The 12,330-nt window shown below is 69.5% G+C and carries 7 protein-coding genes and 1 pseudogene; 6 read left to right on the top strand and 2 right to left on the bottom strand.

All coding sequences use genetic code 11. From position 1 onward, the window contains the following. Positions 1 to 39: 39 nt before the first annotated feature. Positions 40 to 828, top strand: coding sequence for a DUF4336 domain-containing protein (locus tag HUA74_RS25110; protein WP_174456587.1), 789 nt, complete (start codon positions 40 to 42; stop codon positions 826 to 828). 96 nt (positions 829 to 924) lie between these two features. Continuing rightward, complete coding sequence (locus tag HUA74_RS25105) at positions 925 to 1,854, top strand: hypothetical protein (protein ID WP_174456586.1); 930 nt, start codon at positions 925 to 927, stop codon at positions 1,852 to 1,854. Here HUA74_RS25105 and HUA74_RS25100 read toward each other — a convergent pair. Further along, positions 1,851 to 2,852 (bottom strand): N-acetylmuramoyl-L-alanine amidase, encoded by a 1,002-nt coding sequence (locus tag HUA74_RS25100; RefSeq protein ID WP_174456585.1) that lies wholly within the window; start codon positions 2,850 to 2,852, stop codon positions 1,851 to 1,853. The genes HUA74_RS25105 and HUA74_RS25100 overlap by 4 nt on opposite strands. Positions 2,853 to 3,001: 149 nt before the next feature. Here HUA74_RS25100 and HUA74_RS25095 point away from each other — a divergent pair, with 149 nt between their 5' ends. Then, the gene (locus HUA74_RS25095) at positions 3,002 to 6,571 is read left to right on the top strand and encodes a DEAD/DEAH box helicase (protein WP_174456584.1); all 3,570 of its coding nucleotides are present in this window, start codon (positions 3,002 to 3,004) and stop codon (positions 6,569 to 6,571) included. A gap of 81 nt (positions 6,572 to 6,652) precedes the next feature. Here the strand turns inward: HUA74_RS25095 and lon are convergent, their stop codons facing one another. Beyond that, positions 6,653 to 9,142, bottom strand: coding sequence for an endopeptidase La (lon, locus tag HUA74_RS25090; protein ID WP_141647087.1), 2,490 nt, complete (start codon positions 9,140 to 9,142; stop codon positions 6,653 to 6,655). Between the two features lie 259 nt (positions 9,143 to 9,401). On the opposite strand from lon, the gene HUA74_RS25085 reads away from it, so the two are divergent. The 3 genes and pseudogenes from HUA74_RS25085 to HUA74_RS25075 form a co-directional block, all read left to right on the top strand. Next, the gene (locus HUA74_RS25085; protein WP_141647086.1) at positions 9,402 to 10,616 is read left to right on the top strand and encodes a vWA domain-containing protein; all 1,215 of its coding nucleotides are present in this window, start codon (positions 9,402 to 9,404) and stop codon (positions 10,614 to 10,616) included. 171 nt (positions 10,617 to 10,787) lie between these two features. Next, positions 10,788 to 11,663: an ImuA family protein gene (locus HUA74_RS25080; RefSeq protein ID WP_174456583.1), complete on the top strand. Its 876-nt coding sequence runs from the start codon at positions 10,788 to 10,790 to the stop codon at positions 11,661 to 11,663. A 6-nt stretch (positions 11,664 to 11,669) separates the two neighbouring features. Then, positions 11,670 to 12,330: pseudogene (locus HUA74_RS25075) on the top strand (DNA polymerase Y family protein); the annotation flags it as partial.

Genomic DNA, 12,330 nt, shown 5'->3' with positions numbered 1-12,330 from the left:
TCGAAGTGCACGTCGTCCCGGAGTTGTTATGACAGGGCCATGACGACTGGAAACCGCGAGAGCGCCCACGAACTCAGCGAGTGGACCGATGGGATACGTCCCTATGGTCCACTCTCGACGCTCAAGCCGCTCGCCGAGGGCCTCTGGTGGGTGGACGGGCCCGTCGCGAAGATGAGTGTTGGCCCGGTGACGCTGCCATTCCCCACGCGCATGGTCATCATCCGGCTGCGCTCGGGGGGCTTGTGGCTCTGGTCTCCCACGGCGCCCACGCCCGAGCTGTTCGCGGAGGTCGATGCGCTCGGCCGTGTCGAGCACCTCGTGTCGCCGAACCGGTTCCACTACGCGGCCATCCCAGCCTGGAAGGCGCGCTACCCGCACGCGACGGTCTGGGCCTCGCCGGGAGTTCGTGAGCGTGCACGCTCGCAGAAGCTCGATGTTCCGTTCGACGCCGACCTCCAGGATGGCGCCCCCGAGGTCTGGGCGAATGACTTCGAACAGCTCATCTTCCGAGGGAGTCGCTTCGTCGAAGAGGTCGTGTTCTTCCACAAGGACTCAGCGACGTTGATCCTCGCGGACATGGTCATGGCGCTCGAACCCGAGCGCGTCCAGGCGCGTTTCCGGTGGGTGCTGAGCCTCGGAGGCACGATGTGGCCGGGACAGACGCCTCGCGAGGTGCAGGCGACCTCCTTCGGCCGAAAGCCTCAAGCACGAGCCTGCTATCAGCGGATGCTTGGATGGCAGCCGCAGCGGGTGCTCTTCGCGCACGGTCTCTGCTACCTCGACGACGCGGTGGCCCAGCTCGAGCGTGCCTTCGCCTGGCTGCGCTGACCCCCCATCGTGACCGGCGAGTGAACCATGCGACCTGAATCAGGAGATACGAGAGCCTGCGCCATCTGCGGGAGCACGGACCCGGATCGTCTTTCAGTGAAGATCGATGGCTCCGTCTGCCCATTCCCTGAAGACGATGAACTCTCGCGCTTCAGTGACGCGCGGCTGCACCTCGACTGCCTTGCCCGCTGGGAACATCGGATTCGCTTCTCTCGGGGCTACTACGACCTCGCCAGAGATGAAGCACCAACGGGGAGGACTCTGCAAAGACTGCTTCTGGCGGAGGGCGACAACTGGGTCTTCATGACCTCCACTATCGGCCGACGTGAAGTGAGGCGAGAGCCCACCTCGCTGACCATTCAGCTCGCTGACTGGCCGGTCCAACTCTACTTCTTGGCCTCGATGTGGCCAGCCCCGCTCACCCGGAGGCTGCGAAGCAAGCGCGTGGGTGACGTGTGGGAAGTGGCCAATGAGGCCATGAACCAAATCATCCAGCTCGCGCCCGACATGGCCGCGCTGCGGGAGATGTACCGACAAGCCATCGAGCGTCGGGCTGTATCTCCGTTCAGCCCGCCCACGCGAGCGGGCATTGTGCGGAGATATCGCAAGACGAGAAGTTATCTCCCCTCCTTCACCCCCGAAGAACAGGCTGTCCTGGATGTCCTGACGGCCAGGCATCACGCCAGGGGGAAGCGCCTTTCGTTCGAAATCCTCCTGGCGAGCTGGTTGCGATTCGCGGAGGACGTGGACGACACCAAGAGCCTGGCGGAGGAGTTCGCGGAGTATCTGTATCGGCGCGATGCCGTGGAGCAACTGCTGGGCGAATGCTCTGCTCCTCTCGTGGAGAAGCTCAGGTCCCTGGTCGCCGCTGCCGATGAGAAGTACCGGGCTGCGACGGTCGATGATGCGGGGCGCGCTCTCTCCAGGTGGTGGTCGGTCGAAGCGGGAAGTGACTGGTGGTGGCAGCGTCGTCCCACCACCGGGCCACTCAGTGACCTCCTCGACAGTCGAAGGGACAGAACCTAGCGGCTGTTCGCCTGGGGCGCGGCGACGAGAGATGGCGTGAATGCGTCCACGAGCCCCTGCGTCACCGCGGAGCCAAAGGCCTCCAGCGTGCGCTCCTCACGCCACCGCGCGGCTTCCTCGAAGTCGAGCGCATGGTGCGTCTCGATGATGACGGAAGGGATGGTCGGCTTGCGCAGCACGAAGATGCGTCGGTGCGTGGGCTTTCTCGCTACGAAGACCCCGGCCTGCGCGGAGTCAGCGGCATAGAGCCCCGTGTAGTCCACGCCGTCGTAGTGCAGGAATCCCACCTGGGACAGGTTCCGGGCGAGTGCCCGCGCCAGCGTGGCCCGTCGTGCCTGGAGGGGAGGCTCGGCCTCCTCGGACCAGAGCACGCTGAACCCAGGCGTCTCATCTTGCCGGTTGCATTCCTGGCCCGCCGTGGGTGACCACGGGTGCGCGGTCCCCCGAGAGTCCGAGTGCAGACTCACCAGCACGTGCGCGCCCCAACGCTCGGCCTCCGCGAGCCGGTCCGCGTAGGCGACTCGCTGCCCCGACTTGCGGCTGATGCGCACGTCGAAGCGCCCCGTGGCCTCCAGGCGCCGGGCCAGGTCCTCCGCCACGCGCAACGTGAAGACCTCTTCGTCCTCACAGGTGACGGACCGGGTGCCGGTGTTCCCCTCCGCTCCATGTCCCGCGTCCAGGTACACGCGCTGCTTGCCGAAGCCCTGGGGAAAGCGTGCCGACACGAGCGTCAGGGGCGCCCCGGAGGCAGGCCATTTGGGCGACGAGCGGAGGGCCTCGGGCTCCCCGGAGGGTGGCTTCGTGGGAGGTTCGACGACCACGCCCTTGGGTTCGGCCGGCGCGGTGGGAAGGGAGGTGCGGTTGCCCTCCACCGACTCCTTCACCGCGGCCGGGTCGACGGGCAGGGGGGCCGGTTTCGCCTCCGTCGAGGCTCGCAGGCACGCGGGCCCGGCGAGCAGGATGAAGCCCAGTCCCCACACTCCAGCGGATTTGGTCATGGCAGGTGCGACGCCTGGCAAGGGAGCGTCGTTCCGCAGTGTGCCGTGGAAGGGCAGGAAAGCGGAAGTCGTGGAAGGAGGGTTGCCTGCCTGTCCGCCTCGCCGTGGCGCTTGCGTTTCCCCGCCGCTTCGCGAAGAAGCGAAGGGCCATGTCCGTGGAGCGCCCGCAGCCTGTTCCCTCGTCTGTCCCACACTTCGCCACGGAGGGCGCACTGCGGTCCTGGTTGCGGGAGCAGGGCATCGAGCATCTGTCCCGCTTGAGCCTCACGGTGTTGACGCCCCTGGTGGACGCCGCGCTGTTGCCCCAGGCCCGTCCAGCGACCGCGCGCCGCCGCCTGGTGGAGATGCTCAGCGAGGAGGCGCGGACCCGCTGGAGCCAGGAGTCCCTCCCATCTCCGAAGATGAAGGAGCTGCTCCCGCTGCTCGCATGGCGCTTCGTGGAAGAGGAGCGGCGGAACGCGGAGCAGACCCGGGCCTCGCTCCCCGAGCGCCTCGCGCCGCCCCAGGATGTTCGCACGCACCGGGTCCACGGCCTGCTGCTGGACCTCCGCTCCCGCGCGCCCGGCACCGTCGCTCCGCGGCCCACGAGCGCGCTGAGTCGCGACGCGCTCCAGCTCGACCCCGAGCTCCCGGGCTTCCGCTTCCGTGAGACGCGCTGCTCGGAGCTGCCCTACGGCGCGCAGATGGGGTTCATCCTCCCCGAGGCGAGCCTGACCTTCACGCCCACCTCCGTGCAGGCCGACTGCACTTGTGGCGCGCCGCCCTGTGTCCATCTGCTCGCGGCCATCGACACGGTGCTGCTGTGGCTGCGCCAACCCTGGACGGAGAGTTTCGGCGAGACGCTCGATGAGCTGGTGCGGCCGGGGTGGGACCGCACGCTCCGGGCGCTGGAGCGCGCGCTCGATGAGGGGCTCGGAAGCGGCTCGGGCGTGGAGGTCTCCTGGCGCGTCGACGTCATCGAGGGCTACGGCGTGGAGGTGCATCCGTACGTGCACCGGCGCACCAAGAAGGGCCAGCGCTCGACGGGGGCGAAGGTGAGCCGGCGCAAGCTGCTACAAGAGCACGGCGCGCAGTTGTCCTCCCTCGACGCGCGCCTTGCGTCCTTGCTCCCGGACAACGACGGGCCCGCCTCGCGCGCGCTGCTCGTCGAGTTGGTGGAGCATCCCCGGCTCTACCAGGAGGGGACGCAGGACCTGCTGGTCCAGGTCGAGCGCGCCAAGGTGGGCATCGTCGCGGTGGAGCGGGGTGGGGCGGTCGTCGTCACCGCGGGCGTGGAGGGCGCGACGTTGTCCGCGTCGATGGTGGACCGCGTGCGCAAGTCGAAGCCCGAGGAGGCCCTCTTCCTCTGGGACGAGGGCGCGCGTCGGCTCACGCTCCTGGACGTGGGCCCGGAGGTCCGCGCGCTCGTCACGGTGCTCCAGCGCCACGGCAACGTCTTCCCGCCGGAGAGCCATGGCGTGCTGCTGGAGAAGCTGGCGAAGCTGGCCGTGCGCCTGCCCGTGGCCCTGCCTCGCGGAGTCATGGGTGAGCGCGTCCCCGTGCTCCAGCTTCCGGTGCTGCGGCTCGAAATCGAGCCGGGCGGCGCGGTGCGCGCGGACCTGCGCGTGCGTGCCCTCCCGGACAGCGCCTCCTTCATCCCTGGCGAGGGACCCCGGGATGTCTACGTGCGCCGTGGCAACGACGCGGTCCACACGGTGCGCGACTTCGTGAAGGAACTCGCGCTGGCCGAGTCGCTCCAGACGCGCCTGCCCTTCGGCCTCGCGGAGCCGCAGGTGATGCCTTTCTCCTATTCGTTCTCGGGAGTGCAGGGCGCGCTCGCACTGCTCGCCGCGTGTCAGGAGCTGGAGCCTGCTCCGGAGCTGGAGTGGTTGGGCTCGCCGCTGCGAATCGCGGCCCACCGTGGTGCCAGCGCGCTCCAGATTTCCGTCGAGCGCAAGCGGGACTGGTTCGGAATGCTCGGCGGGCTCGCTGTGCAGGGGGAGCGCGTGGAGCTGGCGCGGCTGCTCGATGCCGCGCGCCGCAAGGAGCGCTTCGTCCTGGTGAAGGACCAGACCTATGTGGAGGTCGAAGAGGCGCTGCGCCAGCACCTGGAGCGACTGGCGGACCATGCCCACCAGTCGCGGCACGGACTGGAAGTGGGCCCGGCCGCCGCGGAGTCCCTGTCCGCCCTGAGTGGCGCGGGGGCCGAGCTGGAGGCGGACAAGACCTGGCAGGGCCTTGTCCAGCGCATCTTCGCCGCGAAGGAGTTGAAGCCGAAGGTGCCCGCGACGCTGAAGACGGAGCTGCGCGACTATCAGGCGGAGGGGTTCCGGTGGCTCACGCGGCTGGCGTCATGGGGCGCGGGCGCGGTGCTGGCGGACGACATGGGCCTGGGCAAGACGGTGCAGGCGCTGGCCGTGCTGCTGGAGCGAAGCAAGCACGGACCCGCGCTGGTGCTGGCGCCCACCTCCGTGGCCTTCAACTGGATGGACGAGGCGAAGCGCTTCGCGCCCTCGCTGCGGATGCGGCTCTTCTCCGAGGCGGCGGACCGGGGCGGTCTGCTCGAACGGCTGGGGCCTCGGGACGTGCTCGTCATCAGCTATGGCCTGCTAACGCGCGACATCGGCCGGCTGTCCGAGCTGCGCTTCGCCACCATCGTCTTCGACGAGGCCCAGGCACTGAAGAACGCCGGCACGCATCGCTTCCGCGCCGCCAGGGCGCTCCAGGGAGACTTCAAGTTCGCCCTCTCCGGCACCCCGCTGGAGAACCACCTGGGAGAGCTGTGGAGCGTGTTCTCGCTCGTCTTCCCGGGGCTGCTCGGCAGTCACGAGGCGTTCCGCACCCGGTTCGCGATTCCCATCGAGCGACGGGTGGATCCAACGGCGGCCCCCGCGCTGGCTCGCGTGCTGCAACCCTTCCTGCTTCGCCGCACCAAGGCCCAGGTGGAGGCGCAGCTTCCCCCGCGCACCGACGTGCGTGTGCCCGTCGTGTTGTCCTCGGCGGAGTGGACGCTGTACGAGGACGCGCGACTGGCGGCCATCTCCTCGCTGGAGTCTCGTCCGGAGGTCATGCGCGAGCGGCGTGAGCGCGAGCACGAGCAGCGCTTCGAGGTGCTCGCGGCCCTCACCCGGCTGCGGCTGTTGGCCTCGCACCCGCGCCTCTATGACGCCGCGTCACGCGTGGAGTCCTCCAAGCTGGAGCGCTTCCTGGAGCTCGTCGAGGAGCTGCGCTCCGAGGGCCACCGCGCGCTGGTCTTCAGCCAGTTCACCTCGCACCTGGCGCTGGTGAGAGAGGTGCTGGACGCGCGGGGCATCACCTACGAGTACCTGGACGGGCAGACGGCCCCCAGGGCCCGCGCGGAGGCGGTGAAGGCCTTCCAGGAGGGCACCGCGCCGCTGTTCCTCATCTCCCTCAAGGCCGGCGGCTTCGGCCTCAACCTCACCGCCGCGAACAGCGTCATCCACCTGGACCCCTGGTGGAACCCGGCCGTGGAGGACCAGGCCTCGGACCGCGCGCACCGCATCGGTCAGGAGCGTCCCGTCACCGTCTACCGGCTGGTGGCGCGCGGCACGATTGAGGAGCAGATGCTCTCCCTGCACGAGCACAAGCGCGCGCTCGTCGCGGACGTGCTCGAGGGCAAGGACGGCGCGGGCCGGCTCTCCACCCAGGAGCTGCTCGGCCTGCTCGCCCAGCGGCTCTCCGGGCCCGACGCGCAGGACACGCCTTCGACGCGGCACTGACGTCGCCGAGACCCGCAAAGACAACGGGCAGGTCCCTCGGAAGAGGAACCTGCCCGTGTCACATCTCAGCGGCCTGCGTGGTTAAGCGCGGACCTCGGGAGAGCTGGCGTCCGCGGCCTGGGGAGGCAGCGGCTCCTTGCCCGGCTCGCCACCCGGCGTCCCCGCCGACGACTTGAACGGCGACGTCTCCAGCGCGGCCTTGAGCACTTCGTCCATCTGCGTGACGAAGATGAACTCCAGCTCGTTCTTGGCCTGATCCGGCACGTCCACCAGGTCCTTGCGGCACCGCTCGGGCAGGATGACCCGCTTGATGCCCGCCCGGTGCGCCGCCAGCACCTTCTCCTTGATGCCACCCACCGGCAGGACCAGGCCACGCAGCGTGGCCTCGCCCGTCATCGCCGTGTCGTGCCGCACCCGGATGCCCGTCAGGAGGCTGGTGAGCGCGGTGAGGATGGTGACGCCCGCGGAAGGACCATCCTTGGGGATGGAGCCCGCCGGGAAGTGCAGGTGCAGGTCCGTCTTCTCGAGGAAGTTGGAGCTGATGCCCAACTGCTCGGACTTGCTGCGCAGGTAGCTCAGCGCCGCCGTCGCGCTCTCCTTCATCACGTCGCCCAGCTGGCCGGTGAGCGTCATGCCGCCCTTGCCCGCCATCTTGGTCGCCTCGATGAAGAGCAGGTCGCCACCCGCCGCCGTCCAGGCCAGGCCCGTGGCCACGCCCGGAACCTCCGTGCGCTCCGCGACCTCCGAGTAGAACATCTCGGGCCCGAGGACCTCCTTCACGCGCTCCGAGTCGATGGTCTGCTTGTCCATCTTCCCGCCAGCGACTTCCACCGCCACCGCGCGGCAGATGTCCGCGATGCGCCGCTCGAGGTTACGCACGCCCGCCTCGCGGGTATACGAGGTGGTCAGCGTCAGCAACGCCTCGTCGGTGATCTCGATGTGATCCGCGCTGAGGCCGTGCTCCCTGAGCTGCTTGGGCACCAGGTGGATGCGCGCGATGCTCTGCTTCTCCTCGAACGTGTAGCCGGACAGCTCGATGATCTCCATGCGGTCGCGGAGCGGACCGGGGATGGGGTCGAGCTGGTTCGCCGTGGCGACGAACATCACCTTCGACAGGTCGAACGGCACGTCGAGGTAGTGGTCGCTGAACGTGTTGTTCTGCTCCGGATCCAGCACCTCGAGCAGCGCCGCGCTCGGGTCGCCGCGGAAGTCCGCGCCGAGCTTGTCGATTTCGTCGAGCATCATGACCGGGTTCTTGGTGCCGGCCTTCTTCATGCTCTGGATGAAGCGGCCGGGCAGCGCGCCGACGTAGGTGCGCCGGTGGCCGCGGATCTCCGCCTCGTCACGCACGCCGCCCAGGGACAGGCGCACGAACTTGCGGCCCGTGGCCTTGGCCACGCTCTGACCCAGCGACGTCTTGCCGACGCCCGGAGGACCGACGAGGCACAGGATGGGCCCGCGCATGTCGTTCTTCAGCTTGCGCACCGCCAGGTACTCCAGGATGCGCTTCTTGACCTTCTTGATGCCGAAGTGGTCCTTGTCCAACTGCTGCCGGGCGTTCTCGATGTCGAGGTTGTCCTCGGACATCTTCGACCACGGCAGGTCGGCGATCCAATCCAGGTAGGTGCGCGCGACGGTGTACTCGCTGGAGGCCGCCGGAATGGTCTTCAGGCGGTTGAGCTCCTTGTTCGCCACCTTCTCCACGTCGGGAGGCAGGGCCGCCTTCTTCAGGCGCTCCTGGAGCTCGTCGAGCTCCTCTTCCTCCTCACCCATCTCCCCGAGCTCTTCCTTGATCGCCTTGAGCTGCTGGCGCAGGTAGTACTCGCGCTGGGTCTTCGACATCTCGCCCTTCACGGCGGAGTCGATCTTGTTGGAGAGCTTGAGGATCTCCCGCTTGCGGTTGAGCAGCTCGAGCACGAGCTTCATCCGCGCCTTGAGATCAACCGTCTCCAGGACGGCCTGCTTCTCCTCGATCGGCACGTCCACGTTGGCGGCGATCAGATCCGCCAGATGGCCGGGGTGGGTGATGCTCTCCACGAGTTCGGTGGCGGCGGCCGGCAGCTCGGGCATCAGCTCGATGACCTCGCGCGCCAGCTTCTTGAGGTTGATGCCCAGGGCCTCCACCTCGACGTTTTCAGCGGAGGTCTTGTCCTCCACCGCGTCGACGCGGGCCTTGAGGTAGGGGGCTTCCTGGACCAGCTCCACCACCCGGAAACGGGCGAGTCCCTGCACCACGAGCGAGTAGTTGTCCTCGCCCATCTTGAGCAGCTTCACGATGCGGGCGACGGTGCCCATGGTGTAGAGGTCGGCGGCGCCCGGATCCTCTTCTTCGGCGCGGCGCTGCGTGACGACACCGATGACCTGGTCGTCGCGTACCGCGTCCTTGATCAGGGCAATGGTCTTCTGACGGCCGACGGCCAGCGGGAGCACGCCGCCGGGGAAGAAGACGCTGTTGCGCAGGGGCAGGATGGGGAGCACCTGCGGGATGTCTTCCTTGTTGATGAGCCCGGGAGGGGCCATCGCGGTGGGCATGGCGCTCGCGGCGGTGCCCTTCTTCTTCTCATCGGACATGAAGTTCGGCCTCTTCCTTCGTCTTCAAGCCCGGCCGTGCGAGCGGCCGAGCCGGTGAACATCTGTCGGTTTCTTGCGGCAGATGAACCAACGTAACAACCAAAACGCCCATGGCAAACGCCGTGTGCGATTTTCCACGTCCAAGTCGGATGCCAGACGCTGCACCTTGTCTCGCGTCCGGGCCTGGGGTGGGGCATGCTCGCCCCCCCAGCCCTGATGCGTCGCGCCGCCTGGGCGCGCCGCCTCCTAGGAGGCCGCCATGAAGTTGAAGCCCTGTGCCCCCCTGCTCCTCTTGCCGGCCCTCTGGGTGGCGTCCTGTACGTCGCCTGTCGACGAGGCGGGATCCACCCTTCCGGGCAAGTGTCAGAGCGAGTCCCCGGTGGTGGCTCCGCAGAAGACGGACATCCTCTTCGTCATCGACAACTCGGCCTCCATGGCCGAGGAGCAGGCCGGCATCGCCACCGAGCTGCCCGCGTTCATCAAGGCCCTCCAGGAGGGCGGCGGCGTGACGCAGGACTTCCGCGTGGGGGTGATCACCACGTCCGTCTACCGGCGGATCCTCTTCCAGGGTGTGGAGCAATACCGCGAATACCCCGCCGAGTCGGGACATCTCCAGGCTGTTCCGGAGGCGGATGGACAGCCCTCGGACGCGCGCTACATCGAGAGCACGGACGAGCACCTGCTGGAGCGCTTCCGTCGGCTGGTGCAGCAGGGCACGGCGGGCAGCGGGCAGGAGTCCCCCTTCGAGGCCGTGCGCCTGGCGGTCTCCGAGCCCCTGGCCAACACCTCCATCGGCGAGGGAGGCAACGGCGGCTTCCTTCGGGACGGGGCTCGGCTGCTGGTGGTCGTGGTGACGGACGAGGAGGACTGCAGCTCCAAGTTGCGTCCGCCTCCGGTCACCGTCCCGGACGACACGTCGGTGGACAAGTGCAGCGAGAACGCGGCGCTGCTGACGACGGTGGACGAGTACTTCGAGTTCTTCAGCTCCCTGCGGGACTCGAAGGGAGGGCGCCGCGAGGTGCTCTGGGCCACGGTGGGACCGGTGGCGTTGAGCGACAAGCGGGCGGAGCTGGTGCTCGACGTCACGCCGCAGGGCACGTACGTGCGCAACGTGGACTGCCCCACGTCGTACGGGCCCGGGCATCGGCACCGGGCGATGTCGGAGAAGTTCGACACGAAGTTCGACAACCTGGATTCCATCTGCCGGGCGAGCTACCGGGACACGCTGCTGGGCATCGCCGAGCTGGCCGCGGTGGCGCAGAGCCTGGACGTGGTGAACCTGCCGGATCCGCGGCTGGCGCAGGTGGAGCTGACGCGCGCCGGGGGCACGGTGGAGCGGTGCTCGGTGGCCGCGGGCGACCTGACGTACGAGCCGTCCGGCGAGGAGCGCCCCGCGCGCATCTACTTCGGCGGCAGCTGCCTGCGCCGGGCGGATGACGAGAAGGTGGAAGTGAAGGTCATCTGCGCCGGATAGGACGTGCAGGGGCTTGAGATCCCTGGCCTCGGGCCAGTGGATCCGAGCCGGTGCGTCGTGTCGCCTCACCCATCGCCGTGCGTCCTGGGCGGGCGCACGTCAGACCCGTGAGCATACTGAACTGCCGTCCAGTCGGACGTTCGGTGTGCCGGGTTCCGGCGAGGAGGCGAGATGGGCGCGGCTTTGGAGCAGCGGGTGGGCCCGGCGGGCTCGGCGGGCTCGGTCGTGGACCAGCTCCGGGAGCGGATCCGCCAGTTGCAGGCGGCGCCCCGGCGCTACCTGTCCGTCCTTCGCACGGGGATGGAGGCGGTGGACGCGCTGCTGCCCTCGGGCGGCTTCCCGCTGGGACAGGCGGTGGAGCTGTGCGGAGAGGCGGCCTCCGGGCGGACCAGTCTGGCGCTGAGCGCGGTGGCGGCGGCGCACCGGGAGGAGCGGCTGTGCGCGTGGGTGGATGGGCCGCGTGAGCTCTATCCCCCGGCGGCCGCGGCGCAGGGCGTGGACCTGGAGCGGCTGCTCATCGTTCGTCCCAAGGCGCCCGAGCAGCGGGTATGGGCGGCGGTGCAGCTCGCCCGGAGTGGGGCCTTCGCCTGCGTGGTGCTGGACCTGACGCGAGGGGTGGGGATGGTGGGGCGGTCTCCTCGGGTGGGGCTCGCGGAGGCGCGCAAGCTGGCGGACGCGGCGGAGCGGGGGGGCGGGCTGTTGTTGCTGCTCACCTCGCCGGACGCGCCGGCGGATGGAATGACTCGGCTGCGGACGGAGTCGGGGGATGGGGAGGGGTGGTCGGTGGAGGTGGTGCGCAGCCGGCGCGGTGGGACGGGGGCGCGGGCGGTGGTGCCGTGGAGCGCGCTGTATCCAGAGCTGGGGCTGGAGGGGGGCGGACGGTTGCTGGAGGTGGGGCCCTTGGATGCGGATGCCACGCCGGACTTCCTGAAGGAGGGGGCGTGGGTGGCGCGCAACGGCCTGGGGATCCAGGGCCAGCGGCCCGGGCGGGATGGCGCCATGCCGTCGCTGCGAGCGGGGCTGAGCGCGGCCTCGGCGACGCACTGAGGCCCCATGCGCAGGGCGTATCTTCACTTCACGCGCTTCCCGGTGCAGCGCAAGGTCATCGAGTGCCCGGAGCTGACGGGGCGGCCCTTCGTGCTGGTGGAGGAGTCGCGCGGCCAGCGGCGGGTGGCGGCGGCGTCGACGTCCGCGCTGAAGGCGGGGGTTCGGCCCGGGACGACGCTCACGGCGGCGACGGCGCTGGATCCGGAACTGCGGCACTTTCCCTATCGGCCGGAGGAGGAGGCCCGGGCGCTGGTGGCGTTGGGGGAGGCGCTCTTGTGCCTGGGGCCGGGCTTCCAGCTCTCCGCGCCGGATGGACTGTGGTTGGACGCGGGGGCGGCGCACCTGTCTGGAGGCGAGGAAGGGCTGTGCTCGCGGGCGTTGGCGCTGTGCTCGGAGCTGGGGTACCGGGCGCACGTGGCGGTGGCCTCGGAGGCGTTCACCTCGCGGGCGCTGGCGCGGTACGGGGCGCGGCGGGTGGAGGTGATTCCGCTGGGGGATTCGGCTCGGGCGCTGGCGCCGTTGCCGTTGGCCGCGCTGGAGGGGCGGGAGGGTGCGTCCTTCTCCGCGCTGGGGCTCACCACGCTGGGGGAGGTGGCGGCGTTGCCGGCGGGAGCGGTGGCCGCGCGCGGCGGGGCGAACGGGGCGCGGGTGCATGCGCGGTGCGGGG

This window comes from Myxococcus sp. CA051A (assembly GCF_013336705.1).
Classification (GTDB): domain Bacteria; phylum Myxococcota; class Myxococcia; order Myxococcales; family Myxococcaceae; genus Myxococcus; species Myxococcus llanfairpwllgwyngyllgogerychwyrndrobwllllantysiliogogogochensis.
The sequence above is the reverse complement of the archived record's forward strand: the minus strand, read 5'-3'. Positions and strand labels throughout refer to the sequence as shown.

Coding starts and splice junctions, on each gene's coding strand:
- HUA74_RS25110 (WP_174456587.1), top strand. CDS start 40: ATGACGACTGGAAACCGCGAGAGCGCCCACGAACTCAGCGAGTGGACC.
- HUA74_RS25100 (WP_174456585.1), bottom strand. CDS start 2,852: ATGACCAAATCCGCTGGAGTGTGGGGACTGGGCTTCATCCTGCTCGCC.
- HUA74_RS25095 (WP_174456584.1), top strand. CDS start 3,002: ATGTCCGTGGAGCGCCCGCAGCCTGTTCCCTCGTCTGTCCCACACTTC.
- lon (WP_141647087.1), bottom strand. CDS start 9,142: ATGTCCGATGAGAAGAAGAAGGGCACCGCCGCGAGCGCCATGCCCACC.
- HUA74_RS25085 (WP_141647086.1), top strand. CDS start 9,402: ATGAAGTTGAAGCCCTGTGCCCCCCTGCTCCTCTTGCCGGCCCTCTGG.
- HUA74_RS25080 (WP_174456583.1), top strand. CDS start 10,788: ATGGGCGCGGCTTTGGAGCAGCGGGTGGGCCCGGCGGGCTCGGCGGGC.